Below are 18,306 nucleotides of genomic sequence, written 5' to 3' on the forward strand. Positions count from 1 at the left end.
CCTTATGCCCGGCCAATGCGCTTTATTACCACTGGCTGGGCATCAATCCTATTTTTACCAGAAATGACCTGATTTGTTGTGAGGCCCCGATGACTGATTTTATCCCTACTGACTGCCCAACCGCCCTCTGCCCTAACCGCATGCAAGTTCACTCCATCGTGCAAGAAACCCCAGATGTTTGGAGCTTGCAGTTGATTAATCATGATTTTTACCCTTATTTGCCGGGGCAATATGCCTTGGTCAGCATTCGTAATAGTGATGAAACCCTGCGCGCTTATACACTTTCCTCCACACCTGGTTTAACGCCATTTATCCAAATCACTGTGCGCTGCATAACCGGTGGCGAAGGCTCACAATGGCTGACTCAGCAGGTCAAAAAGGGGGATTATCTGTGGCTTTCGGATGCTCAGGGCGAGTTTACCTGCGCCAATTTTGATGATGACCACTACCTGATGCTTGCCGCTGGCTGCGGTGTTACGCCCGTGATGTCAATGTGCCGCTATCTATTGGCTCAGCGCCCTAAAGCCGATATCCGCGTGATTTTTAATGTTCGTTCGCCAGCAGATGTCATTTTTGCAGATGCTTGGCAACAGTTGTTACAGCGCTATCCACAGCAATTACAACTAACATTGATGGCTGAATCAGGTGCAACGGAGGGATTTATTGCCGGACGAATTAATGCTCAGATCATGCAACAGGTCGCTCCAGATATTGCTCACCGCCGGGTGATGACTTGCGGGCCTGCGCCTTATATGGATTGGATTGAGCAGTATTGCCGCGAACAAGCTGTTCCGAGTCACCATTTCCAGAGAGAGCAATTCCGACCCTCTGATGAAGTTATCGATACCAGCAATGAACTGACGATGACTATCAGTCACCCACTTCGCAGTGTGAAAGTTCCCGTTGGCACTTCACTGTTATTTGCACTGGAACAACACCAAGTGCCAGTGATGGCGGCTTGCCGTGCGGGGGTTTGTGGCTCGTGTAAAACCCGTATTTTGCACGGCGAATACACCACCACCAGCTCCATGACCCTGACAACCGACGAGATTGCCCAAGGTTATGTTCTGGCTTGCAGTTGCCAGTTACACGGGAATATCCAACTGGCTTAATAGAATTATTCTTGCTCTATTCATGTTGCTAATAGGGCAGGAATCTTCAAACGCGCCATACTTTGACCTCATAGAATAATGACTCGCCATTAATCCTTGAGGGAACAACTATGAAGCAAACCGTGGCAACATTGGTCGCAAAAACGTTGGAACAAGCAGGAGTTAAGCGCATTTGGGGTGTTACCGGGGACTCACTCAATGGTCTGAGTGATAGCCTGCATCGCATGGGAACTATCGAGTGGTTGGGAACTCGCCATGAAGAAGTTGCCGCCTTTGCAGCCGGCGCTGAAGCCCAGCTCACCGGGCAACTCGCGGTCTGCGCGGGGTCCTGTGGCCCGGGAAACTTACATCTGATTAATGGCTTATTTGATTGTCATCGCAATCATGTTCCTGTGCTGGCAATCGCCGCGCATATTCCCTCGAGTGAAATTGGCAGCGGATATTTTCAAGAAACCCATCCACAAGAACTGTTCCGCGAATGCAGCCATTACTGTGAATTGGTGTCGAATCCTGAACAATTACCCCGCGTGTTAGAAATTGCCATGCGCAAAGCCATTCTTAACCGCGGTGTTTCCGTCATTGTGCTGCCGGGTGATGTCGCGCTCCAGCCCGCCCCAGAAGATGCCGCCGTGGTGTGGCAAACCCCTAAACTCCCGCTGGTTCAGCCACTTATGAGCGAGTTAAATATTCTGGCCGAGATTTTGAACAAAGCCAAAAATATCACGCTAATGTGCGGTAGTGGTTGCGCAGATGCCCATGATGAAGTGGTAAAACTGGCTGAAATGCTGCAAGCCCCGGTAGTACATGCCCTGCGGGGTAAAGAACATATTGAGTGGGACAATCCTTACAGTGTGGGCATGACCGGGCTGATTGGTTTCGCCTCCGGTTATCATGCCATGATGAATGCCGATACCTTGGTGCTACTGGGGACTCAATTCCCTTACCGCGCATTTTATCCCACCCATGCAAACATCATCCAGATTGATATCAACCCCGGCAGCATCGGCGCTCACTGCCCGGTCAATATGGCGCTGGTCGGGGATATCAAAACCACCCTCTGCGCACTGTTACCGCAATTAGACGCTAAAAGTGATAATACGTTTTTGACCAAAGCGCTTGAGCACTATCGTACCACCCGCAAAGATCTCGACGGGCTGGCAACCGCCAATGACAATCAGCCAATTCATCCACAATATCTGGCGCAACAAATCAGCCGCCATGCCACCGATGACGCCATTTTTACCTGTGATGTTGGCACCCCGACCGTGTGGGCCGCTCGCTATCTGGAGATGAATGGAAAGCGCCGTTTGCTCGGCTCGTTTAACCACGGTTCGATGGCCAACGCCATGCCACAAGCTATCGGCGCACAAGCAACTGATTTGAATAGGCAAGTTGTGGCATTATGCGGAGACGGCGGTTTCACCATGTTAATGGGGGATTTCCTCACTCTGGCACAACTAAAATTGCCGGTGAAGATTGTGGTGTTTAATAATAGTGTGCTGGGCTTTGTCGCGATGGAAATGAAAGCCGGTGGCTATTTGACGGATGGTACCGACCTACATAATCCAGACTTTGCCGCTATCGCCAATGCGGCGGGTATTAAAGGCATTCGGGTAGAAAAAGCCTCCGAGCTGGATACCGCACTGGAAAGTGCTTTTGCCCACCCAGGGCCGGTCTTGCTAGATGTGGTCACTGCCAAGCAAGAGTTGTCGATGCCACCACAAATCAAGTTTGAGCAAGCTAAAGGATTCAGCCTTTATATGCTTAGAGCTATAATTAACGGCCGAGGTGATGAAGTAGTAGAATTGGCGAAAACTAACTGGCTGCGTTAATAACATACTGTTCATTCTGCCAAAAAACCTCAATCCCCTACTCCAGAGGCCGGTTTTATACCGGTCGCTGGGCAAATAATTCTTATGTTTTTCCCATTCAGTTAACAGTTTTTACATCATATACAGATAAAAATTAAGCAGCCGCATGGGGCTGTTTTATTTAAATCCTCATTCATAATGTACGGCGTAAATTCACAATAAAATCGAATTTGTATTGGGGATAAATGAAATGGCAAAATGCACCATGTCAGATTTCTCACCCTCGGCGGAGCTAATCTGCATACTTAGAGCAAAGTCTTACAGTGAGAAAAAAGAGGGATACAAGACGGATGACTATATCTCGCTATTAATTTCACACTCTTTGAACTCTTTTTTTGCAATGACACAAAAATCATTTTTGATGCCGGGCAATATTCTCTCGCTACAGATCCCTGCGGGCAGCTATGAATTTTTAATTAGCCGAATAAAATATATTGATGAATTCTTTCAATTACGTGCCAGTGAATTCTCCAACATTTTTATTCTGGGAGCCGGTTTTGATTCCAGGGCTATTCGCTTTCAAAACCAGCTACAGCAAAGCCGGGTTTATGAGCTTGACCACCCCGTATCTCAGAGCAATAAAAAAGCAAAATTACAAGAACTTAGCATCCCAAGCCCATCGAACTTACATTATATTCCCATTGATTTTAATCAACAGAATTTGACCAATATCTTACAGGAACTGCCCATCAAAAAAGGAGAAAAAAGCCTATTTATCCTCGAGGGGCTAATTATGTATCTCTCGCCCAGCACGGTAGACAGTATTTTTTCAGCCATCGACATTTGCGCCCCCACGGGCAGTGAAATCATTTTCGATTATGTCTATTCTGATGTCCTCGCCGGAGAAAACACTTCATATGGTTCGATAGAGGTTTTCGAGGGATTAAAAAATATTGGCGAGCACTGGATTTTTGGCATCGAAAAAGGGAGCTTGCCGATATTTCTCAATAAATACCATATAAAGCTGTATGACGAAGCAGATGCCAACATTCTGGAACAGCATTTTTTCACTAATAAACAAGGGAAATCACTCGGGAAACTGAATAAAGCACTGGCCATTGCGCATGGAATTAAATGAATAATATATTCTTGGGCTTTTTTGTTTCACTATTCTCGCTATGATAAAGCCACTCTTTTCCAACCTGCGAGAAAACTATGCTGATTGATTTACGCAGTGACACAGTCACGCAACCTGATATCGCGATGCGCAATACCATGGCCACTGCCAAAGTCGGCGATGATGTGTACGGCGATGACCCGACGGTGAATGCTTTAGAGGCCCTGGCCGCCAAGTTATCCGGTAAAGAAGCCGCATTATTCCTGCCGACGGGTACACAAGCGAATCTGGTGGCACTATTAACTCACTGTCAGCGCGGCGAAGAGTATATCGTCGGCCAAAAAGCGCATAATTATCTGTATGAAGCCGGTGGTGCCGCAGTACTTGGCAGTATCCAGCCACAACCTATTGATGCAAATGATGACGGTACTTTGCCTCTGGATAAAGTCTTGGCGGCTATCAAGCCCGATGATATTCATTTTGCCCAAACCCGGCTGTTGAGTCTGGAAAATACCCACAGCGGCAAAGTCTTGCCACTGAGTTACTTGCAGCAAGCATGGGCATTGACCCGCGAGAAAAAACTGGCGTTACATATTGATGGTGCTCGTGTTTTTAATGCTGCTGTAGCGCTGAATGTCCCCCTGAGTGACATCACCCAATATTGCGACACCCTAACAATTTGTCTGTCAAAAGGGCTGGGAACCCCGGTTGGCTCACTGTTATGTGGCAGTGCGGAATACATTAAACGCGCGCGCCGTTGGCGTAAAATGACCGGCGGCGGCATGCGTCAGGCGGGCATTTTGGCCGCGGCCGGGTTGTATGCATTAGAGCATAATGTCGCCCGGTTAAAAGATGACCACGATAATGCCCTCTGGCTGGAGCAACAACTGCGCTCATTAGGTGTGCAGATAGTGGCTCCGGGGGCGCAAACGAATGTGCTGTATATTCAGCAATCTGTCGAGGCCGCCGCCAAACTTGGCCCTTGGATGCGCGAGCATGGCGTATTAATCAGTGCTGGGCCAATCACCAGAATGATTACTCACCTTAATATCAGCCGCAGTGACCTGGAAAAAGTGGTGGCGTTATGGCGTGAGTTTTTAACCGAGCAGCGCTCATGACACCGCAACGGATATTGGTGCTGGGCGCCAGTGGCTATATTGGTCAACATCTGGTGCCAAGGCTAAGCCAACAAGGGCATGCCGTCACTGCCGCCGCGCGCCGTATCGAGTGGTTAAAAGAGCAACTCTGGCAGGAGGTCGAGTGCCGTTTTGTCGATCTTTACCAGCCCTCAACTCTTCTCGCCGCGCTACAAGATATTGATGTTGTCTATTATCTGGTTCATGCCATGGGCGACGGGCAGGATTTGATTGAGCAGGAGCGCCTGGCAGCCACCAATATGAAAGCGGCGCTCCAACAGAGCCCATCGGTAAAGCAGATCATTTACCTGAGTGCATTACAGCCGGATGATAACAGTTCCCCTCATCTGATTGCCCGCAAATTGACCGGTGACCTGCTGCGCCAAAGTGGTATTCCGGTGACCGAGCTGCGCGCCAGTATCATCGTCGGCCCCGGTTCTGCCGCCTTTGAAGTGATGCGCGATATGGTTTATAACCTGCCGATTCTAACGCCACCGCGTTGGGTGCGCTCAAAATCATCCCCGGTCGCGCTGGAAAACTTGCTGATTTACTTAACAGAATTACTCAATCATCCGTCAGCAGAAAACCGCATATTTGATGTCGCCGGGCCGGAATACATTAGCTATCAGACCATGTTTGAGCGGTTTATTGCTATCAGTGGTAAACGGCGCTGGCTGATCCCTATTCCGCTCCCGACCCGCTTTATCTCAGTTTACTTCATCAATATGGTGACCTCAGTCCCGACACCGATTGCCAGTGCATTGATTGAGGGGCTGAATCACGATTTACCGGCTGATGGAGAAGCTTTGCAGGCGCTGATTCCCCAACAACTCATTAGTTTTGATGATGCTGTTAAAGAGACATTGCGCCGCGAGGATGAAGTGGTGGATTCGCCCGACTGGGGCTATGACCCCGAAGCTCGCGCCCGTTGGCGGCCGGGTTACGGTTTTTACCCCAAACAGGCGGGTTGCACACTCTATACCTCCGCCTCCAGCGAGGCGCTGTGGCATGTCGTCCAGCAAATTGGCGGTAAAGAAGGTTATTTCTATGGTAATCCGCTCTGGAAAACCCGCGCCTGGATGGATGACCTGGCCGGTGGCGGTGTTGTTTATGGCCGCCCGGACAGAGAAACGCTGGAATTGGGTGACCTGATTGATGGCTGGAAAGTTATCACCCTCAAGCCATTACGTCAGTTAGCCATGATGTTTGGGATGAAAGCACCGGGACTTGGGCGGCTTACTTTTACTATCAAGGAGTTAGGTGGGCGACGCAGCTTTGATGTCCGGGCATGGTGGCATCCGGCGGGCTTTAACGGATTACTGTATTGGTTTGTGATGATGCCGGCACACCTGTTTATTTTTCGCGGTATGGCAAAACGCATTGCCACTTTGGCGGTGCAGTATGACCGTGAACAGCAATATGACCGCGAACAGCAAAAGTAATTGTGGTGAATAACGCTGCAAATTCAAGTAAGCAGGGGATTCTGATTGCATAGCGCTGCATTTCAAGAAAGAATGGCATCTTATTTGCTGGACGAATGATTCAAAGTTCTAGCATTCTGATTTTTGGTGGGAACCGAATTCGTTATGAAGATATTGGTCACCGGTGCAACCTGTGGGTTAGGCCGAAATGCCGTTGAATATCTCCGTCGTCAGGGTATCAAAGTCATCGCCACCGGCAATAATCCGGCGATGGGCGCATTATTGACAAAAATAGGCGCTGAATTTATTCATGCCGACTTGACGAATCTGGTTTCCGCACAGGCGAAAGCCATGCTAGCCGGTGTCGATACACTGTGGCATTGCTCCAGTTTTACTTCGCCCTGGGGCACTGAGCAAACTTTTGAACTGGCCAATGTCCGCGCGACACGCCGTTTGGGTGAATGGGCCGCCGCATATGGTGTGGAGAATTTCATTCATATTTCCTCACCCGCCATTTATTTCGATTATCATCACCATCGAAATATTCAGGAAGACTTCCGCCCAGCCCGTTTTGCCAATGAGTTCGCCCGCAGCAAAGCCGCGGGAGAGGAAGTTATTCAGCAATTAGCGCGGTCTAATCCGCAAACCCATTTTACTATTTTGCGCCCGCAAGGCTTGTTCGGCCCTCACGATACCGTGATGCTACCGCGCCTACTACAGATGATTAAATATTATGGCACCCTGCTATTGCCCCGTGGTGGTAATGCCTTGGTGGACATGACCTATCTGGAAAATGCAGTGCATGCCATGTGGCTGGCGACTCAAAGCCAGAACACACAGTCTGGTAGGGCCTATAATATTACTAATCAACAACCTCGCCCACTGCGCACCATCGTGCAACATCTGCTGGATGAGTTGGATATGCCCTGCCGTATTCGCTCTGTGCCCTACCCAATGTTGGATATCATGGCCCGAGCGATGGAGAAACTGGGCAATAAAGCCGAAAAAGAGCCGATATTGACCCATTATGGCGTCGCTAAACTTAATTTTGACCTGACATTAGATACCCGCCGTGCAGAATTAGAATTAGGTTATCGCCCGCAGGTATCATTGGATGAAGGGATTATTCGCACAGCCCGTTGGTTGAAAGATCACGGTAAATTACGTGCCTGACCTGCACTCCACATTTTCTTTGGCTATAGGCTACAATCACTTTCATAATCGATTTTTCACTTAAGGTCATTATATGAAAAAGAAAAATATTGCCCTGATTCTTCCTCTCGCCATTTTATTGAGTGCCTGTACCAGCAATGTCAGCCCAGCATTCAAGGATATCAGTAGCCGCACCACGCCTTGTGTTGATGGCGGGCCGGACACAGTAGCGCAAAAATTCTATGACCTGCGGATTCAGCAAATCGGCAATAAAAGTGGCTTACCCGATGATAATTTGTCTGCTCAATTTCGCCCTTATCTGAGTCAGGCACTTTATGAACAAATTCAAACCGCTAGAAAGCAAGCGGGTCACCGCCCGGCAGCCGCAGTGAATACCACACAAACCATCAATGGCGATATTTTCACCAGTTTGCGTGAAGGCAGCACCAGCGCGGATGTTGCCAGTGCTTCAACCATTCCCAATACTGATGCCCGTAATATTCCATTACGCGTCAATTTGACGCACCAATCGGCAAGTGGGCCGTCAGTGATGTGGCAAGACGAAGTGTTAATGATCCGCGAAGGAACCTGTTGGGTTGTCGATGACATCCGCTTTATGGGTGTTTCAGCCCCGGCCAGCAGCTTACGTCAACTGCTGGGTGATCACTAACCAGCCCAAAATGCAGCCAACACCGCTGCAATTTGAAAGAAAACGAATATCCCCTATAGATTTCGAATTGCAGGTAGGCGGCAAAAGAGTGCATCCCGATGAGCTTACACAAGTAAGTGATTCGGGTTAGCGAGAGCAGCCAACACCGCTGCAATTTGAAAGATGACGGGGATCACTCTGTCAGATTTATTCATCGCATGACAAATTCCCTCCGATAGCTTTCAAATCCAAATGTTATGCTATTTTTTACACCCAATACTGGTTATTAATAAATTTTAACGCACAAAGATTGCATAAGTATGCCGCGGAAGTTACCATTCACGGCATCATTGGCTATTCAGATTTGGCGCATGAGTATTCAACTTAACGGAATTAACTGTTACTACGGCGTACACCAAGCGCTGTTCGACATTACATTAGACTGTCCTGCGGGCGAAACCTTAGTATTATTAGGGCCAAGTGGTGCCGGTAAAAGCTCATTGCTGCGCGTGCTTAATTTGCTAGAGATGCCGCGTTCAGGGACTTTGCAGATAGCGGGCAATCACTTCGACTTTTCCCAAGCTCCGGGCGCGAAAGCTATTCGCGAATTACGCCAGAATGTGGGGATGGTCTTCCAGCAATATAATCTTTGGCCACACCTCACTGTGGTGCAAAATCTGATTGAAGCCCCTTGCCGCGTGCTGGGCCTATCAAAAGATGAAGCTATGGCGCGGGCGCAAAAATTACTGACCCGCCTGCGTTTGACTGATTTTGTTGACCGCTTCCCGCTGCATCTTTCGGGTGGTCAGCAGCAGCGTGTGGCCATTGCCCGTGCATTGATGATGGAGCCGCAGGTTTTGCTGTTTGACGAACCGACAGCAGCACTTGATCCTGAAATTACTGCACAAATCGTCAGTATTATCCGTGAATTGGCAGGAACCGGCATCACTCAAGTGATTGTCACCCATGAGGTCGAAGTCGCCCGTAAAACGGCTAGCCGCGTGGTTTACATGGAAAACGGCCACGTAGTCGAACAAGGTGATGCCAGCCACTTTACACAACCTACAACTGAAGCTTTTGCCAGCTATCTGTCACATTGATATCTATTTGGGAATTTGCGATGAAAAAATTAATAATTGCTGCAGTCCTCGCCAGTATCAGTTTGTCCGCCTCTGCCGCTGAAACTGTCCGTTTCGCTGCTGAAGCGACTTACCCGCCATTTGAATTTATTGATGCCAATAATAAAATGCAGGGCTTTGATATCGATCTGGCTAATACGCTGTGTAAAGAGATGCAAGCCGAATGTACCTTTACCAATCAAGCTTTCGACAGCTTGATCCCAAGTTTAAAATTCAAGCGTTTTGATGCGGTTATTTCTGGGATGGACATTACCCCTGAGCGCCAAAAGCAAGTGGCTTTTACCCAGCCTTATTATGATAACTCTGCGCTGTTTATTGCCGAAAAAGGCAAAGTGGCTGATTTAGCCGCCCTGAAAGGCAAACGTGTCGGGATGCAGAATGGTTCGACTCATCAAAAATATCTGATGGAGAAACACCCTGAAATTACCGCCGTCCCTTATGACAGCTATCAAAATGCCATTCTTGACCTGAAAAATGGCCGTCTGGATGCGGTATTTGGTGACACTGCGGTGGTCAATGAGTGGTTGAAGCAGAATAATCAATTAGCTGCGGTGGGTGACAAAGTCACTGACGCTGACTATTTCGGTACCGGTTTAGGGATTGCCGTTCGTCAGAACAACACCGAATTACAGGGTAAGTTAGATGCTGCATTGGCAAAAGTTAAAGCCGATGGCACCTATCAGACAATTTATAAAAAATGGTTCCAGCAGTAATTTAAGCACCCATGAATGAATTTCAACCTTTAGCAAGCGCCGCCGGTATGACCGTCGGCCTTGCCGTTTGTGCACTGGCCCTCGGCCTGGTTCTGGCGATGCTGTTTGCCGTCTGTGAATCATCACGATGGAAAGTCGTCAGTTACCTGACAACTGGCTGGGTCACCATTTTACGCGGGCTACCAGAGATTCTGGTGGTGCTGTTTATCTATTTTGGCTCCTCTCAGCTGTTGATGATGCTGTCAGACGGCTTTACCTTGAATCTGTATCTCTTTGAGCTGCCTATTAAGCTCAATATTGATGATTTTGAGGTTAGCCCATTCCTGTGCGGTGTTATTGCGCTGGCCCTGCTTTATTCGGCTTATGCATCACAGACTTTACGCGGTGCGCTGAAAGCCGTGCCTATCGGGCAGTGGGAATCAGGCCAAGCATTGGGTTTGAGTCAAACGGCTATTTTCTTCCGTTTGATTATGCCGCAGATGTGGCGTCATGCCCTACCCGGCTTGGGCAACCAATGGTTGGTGCTGTTGAAAGATACCGCGTTAGTGTCGCTTATCAGTGTTAATGATTTGATGCTGCAAACCAAAAGTATTGCCACCCGAACTCAAGAACCCTTTACCTGGTATGTGATTGCCGCGGCTATTTATCTGGTGGTGACTCTGCTTAGCCAGTATGTGCTCAAGTGGATTGAACTCCGAACTACCCGTTTTGAACGGAGCCCATCCTAATGCTGGAATTCTTACCCGAGATCCTGAAAGGGCTACATACCAGCCTGACATTGACTATTGCCTCCTTGTTGGTCGCGTTGGTGCTGTCATTGCTGTTTACCATTGTGTTGACGCTGAAAACTCCAATTGTCACGCCATTGGTTAAAATTTATATCACGCTGTTCACCGGCACCCCACTGTTGGTCCAGATCTTTTTGATCTACTACGGCCCAGGGCAGTTCCCGGCCATCCGTGAATACCCGTGGTTATGGAGTTTGCTGTCGCAACCATGGCTGTGTGCAATGATTGCATTGGCATTGAACAGCGCGGCCTATACCACTCAGTTGTTTTATGGTGCGGTCCGCGCTATTCCTGCCGGTCAATGGCAATCCTGTGAAGCACTGGGAATGTCTAAGGCGCAGTCATTGCGCATCTTGCTGCCATTTGCTTTTAAACGCGCACTTTCCTCCTATTCCAACGAAGTGGTGTTGGTATTCAAAAGTACCTCACTGGCTTACACCATTACATTGATGGAAGTTATGGGTTACAGCCAACTGATGTATGGCCGGACTTATGATGTGATGGTATTTGGTGCTGCGGGGATTGTGTATCTGGTGGTAAATGGGTTGCTGACACTGTTGATGCGGTTGGTGGAGCGCAGAGCGCTGGCGTTTGAGCGGCGGAATTAAGATTATTTTTATCACCTGATGATTTAGTGACAGAATTTAGTGATCATCTTCGGTTGTTAGGGCTTCACAGCTCACCTGGCCTCCGATGAACCAACCGGCAAAGGGGCCTAAGCGTGGCCCCTTATGCAATCCCGCGCTTCGCACGTATCGCTAGCCTGCTTCGCAGGTGCCCTCGATTCATCATTTCGCTGGCGGGACGGCTTTATTCGCGTCCCTGCTCATGACGCCTAAATCCGCCGTCCATGGCGGATTTCCCTGGCTCCACTCTTCACTCGGCTGCTCAAATGTGCTTTAAAAATCAAAAAATAAAATCAAAAACTAAAGATAGTGTTTTGATTTTGAGCGCAATCAGGAATATTACCGACAAAGACGATGGCCCGAGTGAGCCGCCATGGACGGCGGCGAAAAGCGCGCTTGAGCAGGAGCGAATCGCGCTGGCTCGATAAGGCCAACGGCTGCCGGAGGGGACTGCAAATAGCAGTCATATTTCGCGCAAGCCGCAGGTGCAGGAGGGCCGGCTTGCCCTCCTGCTCGGTTGAAGCTGCGGAGGTCAGGTAAACAGCGGAGCCTTAACAACCGAACACTACAACAAAACTATCAACCGAAATCCAATCCAATCCAATCCAATCTCGGAGCATCCCTCTCTTTATCTCTTAAAAATAAAAAAACTAAATTTTTAATCACATTACTTGCATATAAATTCATAAAATGGCAATGTAAACCTCATCATTCATCCGAATAAATCGTGATGAAGCATCACAAGCTATAATAAAATCAATAATTAAGAACTTACTCTATTAAAAAAATTCAGACAGGAGTTTAAGCATGAAAAAGTTACTATTGGCGACAATCTTAAGTGGTATGGTGTTCAGTGCAACGGCCGCTGAAACCATCCGTTTCGCTGCTTCAGCAACCTACCCGCCTTTTGAATCCATCGGCGCCAATAATGAAATCGTCGGCTTTGATATGGATTTGGCGAAAGCATTATGTAAGCAGATGGAAGCCAACTGTACATTCACCAATCAGGCCTTTGATAGCCTGATCCCGGCGCTTAAATTTAAACGTTATGATGCTGTTATCTCTGGTATGGACATCACACCGGAACGTAGCAAGCAGGTGGCATTTACCCAGCCTTACTATGCCAACTCGGCCATTGTTATTGCCCCGAAAGGTAAATTCAGTTCTTTCGCAGACCTGAAAGGCAAGAAAATCGGGATGGAAAACGGCACCACGCACCAGAAATTTTTACAGGATAAACATCCAGAAATTCAAACCGTGGCTTATGACAGCTACCAAAATGCCATTATTGACCTGAAAAATGGCCGTATTGACGGGGTGTTTGGCGACACAGCGGTAGTGAATGAGTGGCTGAAAACCAATCCAAATCTGGCATCAGTTGGCGAGCACGTGACTGACCCGCAATACTTCGGCACCGGCCTTGGCATTGCTGTGCGCCCGGATAACACCGCGTTGCTGGAGAAACTGAATAAAGCCATTGAAGCGGTGAAAGCTGACGGGACATATAAGGCTATCAATGATAAGTGGTTCCCGCAGTAATACCCTTTGTACTTTCGCACTACAGCTTCAAGAGCGCAGGGTATACCCAAAGACATTGGCGTTGTAGGTAGGCGGCAAGAAAACGCATCCCGATGAGCTTACTCAAATAAGTGATTCGGGTAAGTGAATGCAGCCAACACCCCTACAGCGTCAAGGGCGCAGGGTAAGTAAGGATAAAACTTCATAATGGGCGGTATGCGGAAACATATCAAACAACTGCACCCGCTCAATGCGATAGTTCGCTAACAAATTGATATCTTTCGCCATTGTCTCGGCATTACAGCTTGAATAGAGAATAAATTCGGGTGCCATTTGGCTGAGATATTCACACAGTTCGGCACCAATGCCGCGCCGTGGCGGATTTACTAACACCAATTGCGGCACTTGCTTTTCTGTGGTGGCAAAACGCGTCGAATCTAGCGCGGCAAAATTGACATTTTTTAACCCCAACTGGCTCGCTGACTGGCGCGCGCAGGCAATAGCTTCGGCGCTGATTTCAATGCCGGTAAGCTGAGTTTCAGTATCTGCACAATGCAAACCAAAACCCCCTACCCCACAGAATAAATCCCACATGCTATTGATATTCAGCTCTCGCACCCATTGGCGCGCAGTAGCATACAATGATGCTGCAACCTGCGGATTTGTCTGGAAAAAACTTTGTGGGCGGATGAACAGCGGCACTTGATTAAAGATCTCGGGTAGCGCCTGCTGCTCAGTTAATGGAATTTCCAGCTCCCCTTCCAAAATCGCCATATGCACCGGCTGAATATTGGCCGAGATAACGGCAAGTTGAGGTAATTGTTGCTGTAACCAGGGCAAGGCCGCCTGTAGCTGTGCCAATTTAGTGGGTGAGCGCAACACAAAGCGCAGCATTAACTCGCCACTGTAAGTGCTTTCAGTCAATAACAGGAATTTAAGCTCACCGCGCTTGCGCGCAACGTTATAAGGCGTTAGGCCCGCACGCGCAATAAAGGTTTTCAGCACTGCAAAAACGGGCGCAAAACTGGCGGGATAAAGTGGACACTCACATAAATCAACCGGGGTGCCATCGCGGTGCAACATTCCTAATAATGGGCGCTCAACACTGCCGCTAACCACCATTTTGGCTTTATTACGAAAAGCACTTTCCTGCCCGAAAACCGGCGATAGACATTGAGTAACGGCGTGACCAGATAACAGATTTTCTAAATGATGTTGTTTATCAGCCAGTTGTTGTGGATAAGGTTTATCCAGCCACTGACAGGAACGGCAGCTACCCGCCGTATATTGTGCGCAATGCATTAATAATTAACCGTTCTTAGATATTAACGTTCTGAGACATTAAATTGAATGTGCGGCCGAGGCCGTTGATAGGGCGAATTGTAGCACTGTGTTACGTTAAACACTCATTTTGACGACCGAAAATAGCGATGCCAAGGGAAAAACAACAAACCGAGAATCACCACGTCGGGGATCTTTTGTAGCAGTAGACTATGTAAAATTTCAGCGCCAGTATCGCCATCAATGCGGAAGACATCGACATCCAGCTCTAACCAGTCCAGTGACGCCATCAGTAAATAGATGCTGACCACCCATTGGCAAGCCAAATAGCTCCAGCGCGCCCAGTTTTGCCGCAAACATACTGCTACGCCACAAACTATTTCCAGCAACAGGATCAAGATACTGGCAATAAAGATCAGGGCGGAATCCCAGTATTGCAGGCTTTCAGCGATAAAACTGCCCGTACCTCTCCAGCCCAGCGTCGCCACCAAAAGGATTACGCCGAGGAAACGGGTCGCAATAATGGCGGTTCCGGCGATTAACACCGGGACAGGCGTGGTGGCGGCGGATGAAAATAACAATCTCATATTGCCCAGTTTGTCTCCCGGTTCGGGTTTTGTAACCTGATGTTATCCCTGACAATAACGCCGCTCGAAAGCGGCGTCAAAAGATAATGAAAGACTAACAGTTTTCAGGCTAATCAGCTATTTATTCACAATTAACCACTGATTAATAATTAATCACTTATTCACAATTAGCCATTTATTAATAATCAACTGCGGGCAGCTTTGCGTAATTCGCGCAACCGCTGCTTTTCCGAACGGGACATAAACCACCACGCAATTAAGCCGATAATCCCGACCACCAGCAAAATCAGTGTCGCCAGCGCGTTGATCTCCGGGTTCACCCCCATGCGCACACTAGAGAACACCAGCATCGGCAAGGTCGTTGCACCCGGCCCGGCGACAAAGCTGGCGATCACTAAATCGTCCAGTGACAGGGTAAAAGCCAGTAGCCAACCAGAGACTAATGCTGGAGCAATCATCGGCACAGTAATCACAAAGAACACTTTCAATGGGGTCGCCCCCAAATCCATAGCGGCTTCTTCGATTGACCGGTCTAATTCGCGCAAACGGGAACTGATAACCACCGTCACATAGGCGGTACAGAAAGTCACATGTGCTAGCCAGATGGTGAACATGCCGCGCTCCGCTGGCCAGCCAATTGCATGGCTCATGGCGACAAACAGCAGCAATAATGATAAACCGGTAATGACGTCGGGCATCACCAGTGGGGCTGTCAGCATAAAAGCAAAACCGTTCGAGCCGCGAAAACGGCCAAAGCGCACCATGACCACCGCCGCTATCGTCCCCAACACCACCGCCATGGTGGCAGAAGCCGCGGCGATAGTGAGGCTCAACCCCACCGCTGATATCATCGCCGAATCATTGAACAGCTCTACATACCAGCGGATAGACCACCCCGCCCACACAATGACCAGTTTCGAGCTGTTAAATGAGTATATAACCAACATCAACATCGGCGCATACAAGAAGGTATAGCCGACAATCAAGATAATCCGACGCCAGACCGAGCGCACTTCCGGTAAGTTATTCATACCGCGCCTCCTGCTGCTTTATTTTGGTGCTTGTGGAACCAAATAATCGGCACGATCAGTAACACTAACATGACTGTCGCGACGGCGGAGGCCACTGGCCAGTCACGGTTATTAAAGAATTCTTGCCATAAAATACGGCCAATCATGATGCTGTCCGGGCCGCCGAGCAGTTCAGGGATAACAAATTCACCGACCGCCGGAATAAATACCAACATGGAACCGGCCACGATCCCCCCTTTGGTCAAAGGGACAATCACACTGACAAAGGTTTTAAAGGGTCTGGCACCCAGATCCGATGCCGCTTCGACCAATGAGTAATCCAATCGGGTCAGTGCGGTATAGATAGGCAACACCATGAAAGGCAGGTAGGAATACACCACGCCAATATATACCGCCAAATTGGTGTGCAGAATAATCAGCGGCTGATCAATAATCCCGGTCCACATCAGGAAGTTATTCAAAATGCCATTATTTTTCAGGATCCCCATCCAGGCATACACCCGAATCAGGAATGATGTCCATGATGGCAGAATAACCAGCAGCAATAAGATATTGCGTGTAGATGATTTGCTATGGGCAATCGCCCAAGCCAATGGATAGCCGATAATCAGACAGCATAAAGTGGATACCCCCGCCACTTGCAGTGATTGTAGATAAGCATCGATATACAGTGGATCATCAAGCAGTTGCAGATAGTTGCCGAGATTGAGCGAGATATCCAGCTTGCCGTCCAGCCAGGTCACTAGATCGGTATAAGGTGGAACTGCGCGCGCCATCTCCGCCAGACTGATTTTGAATACAATCAGGAACGGCAACATAAACAGCAAGAATAACCATAAATAAGGGATGCCGATGACCAATTTCCGGCCATGGGACATCTGGAAACGTTGAATCAGCGCTTTTACCGGCCCTACAGCTCGGGCCGATGGTTGTGCTGCTCCACGGGTGGATTTTGGTATCACAATATTTTTGCTCCCCAAACGATCAGCTACCTAAGACAACACAGCTGTCGGCATCCCAGCAAAGTTGTACTTCATCACCCCAAGTTGGCATCCCTTTACGGTAACGGTGGCCATTTTGTAGCTGCGCGGTAAGCATTTGTCCGCTGTGTAATTTCACGTGATAAATGGACAAATCACCCAAATAAGCAATGTGTACCACTTCACCGACCGCAAAGTTGCAGCCATCTTCCGGCACCTGTTCACACAACATCACTTTTTCTGGCCGCAAGGCGACAAAAACAGGCACGCCGTCAACCACAGAAGCATCCGAATCTACTTTCAGTGGATGGCGCAGGCCGGGGCTGTCGATAACCAATGCATCATCCAGTCGCTCTTTTAATACGCCCTCAAACACATTCACTGAACCGATAAATTCGGCGCTGAATCTGCTGTTCGGATGCTCGTAAATCTCTTCCGGTTCGCCAATTTGCACGAATTTGCCACGGTTCATAATGGCAATGCGCCCAGCCATGGTCATGGCCTCTTCCTGGTCGTGGGTCACCATCACGCAAGTTGCCCCTACGCGCTCCAGAATATCCACCACTTCGAGTTGCATGCGGTCGCGCAATTTTTTGTCCAACGCGCCCATCGGCTCATCCAACAACAGCAACTTTGGCCGTTTAGCCAGACTACGCGCCAATGCCACTCGCTGGCGCTGACCACCGGATAACTGATGGGGCTTGCGCTTGGCAAACTCTTGCATGTGCACCAGTGTCAGCATTTCTGCCACCCGGCTTTTGATTTCATTCGTGGGCAATTTGTCTTGCTTCAAACCAAACGCGATATTTTGCTCAACAGTCATATGCGGGAATAATGCATACGACTGGAACATCATATTGATTGGGCGCTGATAAGGCGGCACGTGCGACAAATCCTGCCCATCGAGGACAATCTGGCCCTGTGTCGGCTGTTCAAAACCGGCCAGCATGCGCAATAGGGTGGATTTCCCACAACCTGAAGCCCCTAACAGGGCAAAAATCTCGCCTTTGTAGATGGTCAAATTGACATCATCTACAGCGGCCTGACCATCAAATGATTTGGTTAAATTGCGAATCTCCAACAAGGGTGTAAACACCTTTTGGGATTTTGGCTGCGGGCGGGGAATGGCATCATTCACTCAGCGTGCTCTCCGTGAAAGCAGAACAGGCCGCATTCAAGCTGCGGCACAATAAAAAACAGGAACAGGAAGATAAACTCCCTGTCCCTACCATGGTCTATTTTACT

18 protein-coding genes are annotated in these 18,306 nt (G+C 48.7%); 13 read left to right on the forward strand and 5 right to left on the reverse strand.

Annotation, left to right across the window (positions count from 1 at the left end; translation table 11 throughout):
* The first annotated feature begins 89 nt into the window (after window positions 1-89).
* From hcr to artJ (DXZ79_RS12925), 13 genes are all read left to right on the forward strand, one after another.
* Window positions 90-1,112: an NADH oxidoreductase gene (gene hcr / locus DXZ79_RS12860; protein WP_120011315.1), complete on the forward strand. Its 1,023-nt coding sequence runs from the start codon at window positions 90-92 to the stop codon at window positions 1,110-1,112.
* 110 nt (window positions 1,113-1,222) lie between these two features.
* The gene (gene poxB, locus DXZ79_RS12865) at window positions 1,223-2,944 is read left to right on the forward strand and encodes a ubiquinone-dependent pyruvate dehydrogenase (RefSeq protein WP_120011316.1); all 1,722 of its coding nucleotides are present in this window, start codon (window positions 1,223-1,225) and stop codon (window positions 2,942-2,944) included.
* A 229-nt stretch (window positions 2,945-3,173) separates the two neighbouring features.
* Complete coding sequence (locus tag DXZ79_RS12870) at window positions 3,174-4,061, forward strand: class I SAM-dependent methyltransferase (protein WP_038632042.1); 888 nt, start codon at window positions 3,174-3,176, stop codon at window positions 4,059-4,061.
* Window positions 4,062-4,138: 77 nt separating this feature from the next.
* Window positions 4,139-5,158: a low-specificity L-threonine aldolase gene (ltaE, locus tag DXZ79_RS12875; RefSeq protein WP_120011317.1), complete on the forward strand. Its 1,020-nt coding sequence runs from the start codon at window positions 4,139-4,141 to the stop codon at window positions 5,156-5,158.
* Window positions 5,155-6,618 (forward strand): DUF2867 domain-containing protein, encoded by a 1,464-nt coding sequence (locus tag DXZ79_RS12880; protein ID WP_050291297.1) that lies wholly within the window; start codon window positions 5,155-5,157, stop codon window positions 6,616-6,618. The genes ltaE and DXZ79_RS12880 overlap by 4 nt, the downstream gene beginning before the upstream one ends.
* Before the next feature lie 144 nt (window positions 6,619-6,762).
* Window positions 6,763-7,770 (forward strand): NAD-dependent epimerase/dehydratase family protein, encoded by a 1,008-nt coding sequence (locus DXZ79_RS12885; RefSeq protein WP_120011318.1) that lies wholly within the window; start codon window positions 6,763-6,765, stop codon window positions 7,768-7,770.
* Window positions 7,771-7,843: 73 nt separating this feature from the next.
* Complete coding sequence (locus tag DXZ79_RS12890) at window positions 7,844-8,419, forward strand: lipoprotein (protein ID WP_038632035.1); 576 nt, start codon at window positions 7,844-7,846, stop codon at window positions 8,417-8,419.
* A gap of 350 nt (window positions 8,420-8,769) precedes the next feature.
* Window positions 8,770-9,498: an arginine ABC transporter ATP-binding protein ArtP gene (gene artP / locus DXZ79_RS12900; protein WP_038639446.1), complete on the forward strand. Its 729-nt coding sequence runs from the start codon at window positions 8,770-8,772 to the stop codon at window positions 9,496-9,498.
* Window positions 9,499-9,518: 20 nt separating this feature from the next.
* Window positions 9,519-10,250: an arginine ABC transporter substrate-binding protein gene (gene artJ, locus DXZ79_RS12905; protein WP_120011320.1), complete on the forward strand. Its 732-nt coding sequence runs from the start codon at window positions 9,519-9,521 to the stop codon at window positions 10,248-10,250.
* An 11-nt stretch (window positions 10,251-10,261) separates the two neighbouring features.
* Entirely contained in the window at window positions 10,262-10,978 is a 717-nt protein-coding gene (artQ, locus tag DXZ79_RS12910) for an arginine ABC transporter permease ArtQ (RefSeq protein ID WP_038632033.1), read from the forward strand.
* Window positions 10,978-11,646: an arginine ABC transporter permease ArtM gene (gene artM / locus DXZ79_RS12915; protein WP_038632031.1), complete on the forward strand. Its 669-nt coding sequence runs from the start codon at window positions 10,978-10,980 to the stop codon at window positions 11,644-11,646. The genes artQ and artM overlap by 1 nt, the downstream gene beginning before the upstream one ends.
* Window positions 11,647-11,888: 242 nt before the next feature.
* Window positions 11,889-12,092 (forward strand): hypothetical protein, encoded by a 204-nt coding sequence (locus tag DXZ79_RS20815; protein WP_038632029.1) that lies wholly within the window; start codon window positions 11,889-11,891, stop codon window positions 12,090-12,092.
* Window positions 12,093-12,471: 379 nt separating this feature from the next.
* Window positions 12,472-13,203: an arginine ABC transporter substrate-binding protein gene (artJ, locus tag DXZ79_RS12925; protein WP_038632027.1), complete on the forward strand. Its 732-nt coding sequence runs from the start codon at window positions 12,472-12,474 to the stop codon at window positions 13,201-13,203.
* Between the two features lie 150 nt (window positions 13,204-13,353).
* On the opposite strand, the gene rlmC is transcribed toward artJ (DXZ79_RS12925), so the two are convergent.
* The 5 genes from rlmC to potG form a co-directional block, all read right to left on the reverse strand.
* The gene (gene rlmC, locus DXZ79_RS12930) at window positions 13,354-14,484 is read right to left on the reverse strand and encodes a 23S rRNA (uracil(747)-C(5))-methyltransferase RlmC (RefSeq protein ID WP_120011322.1); all 1,131 of its coding nucleotides are present in this window, start codon (window positions 14,482-14,484) and stop codon (window positions 13,354-13,356) included.
* Between the two features lie 104 nt (window positions 14,485-14,588).
* A complete protein-coding gene (locus DXZ79_RS12935) occupies window positions 14,589-15,050 on the reverse strand; it encodes a YbjO family protein (RefSeq protein ID WP_038632023.1) in 462 nt (153 codons plus the stop codon).
* Between the two features lie 185 nt (window positions 15,051-15,235).
* Window positions 15,236-16,081: a putrescine ABC transporter permease PotI gene (gene potI, locus DXZ79_RS12940; protein WP_120011323.1), complete on the reverse strand. Its 846-nt coding sequence runs from the start codon at window positions 16,079-16,081 to the stop codon at window positions 15,236-15,238.
* A complete protein-coding gene (gene potH, locus DXZ79_RS12945; protein WP_038639443.1) occupies window positions 16,078-17,043 on the reverse strand; it encodes a putrescine ABC transporter permease PotH in 966 nt (321 codons plus the stop codon). The genes potI and potH overlap by 4 nt, the downstream gene beginning before the upstream one ends.
* Window positions 17,044-17,065: 22 nt before the next feature.
* Window positions 17,066-18,199 (reverse strand): putrescine ABC transporter ATP-binding subunit PotG, encoded by a 1,134-nt coding sequence (potG, locus tag DXZ79_RS12950; protein WP_038632019.1) that lies wholly within the window; start codon window positions 18,197-18,199, stop codon window positions 17,066-17,068.
* Window positions 18,200-18,306: the final 107 nt, after the last annotated feature.

It is taken from the genome of Yersinia rochesterensis (assembly GCF_003600645.1).
Classification (GTDB): domain Bacteria; phylum Pseudomonadota; class Gammaproteobacteria; order Enterobacterales; family Enterobacteriaceae; genus Yersinia; species Yersinia rochesterensis.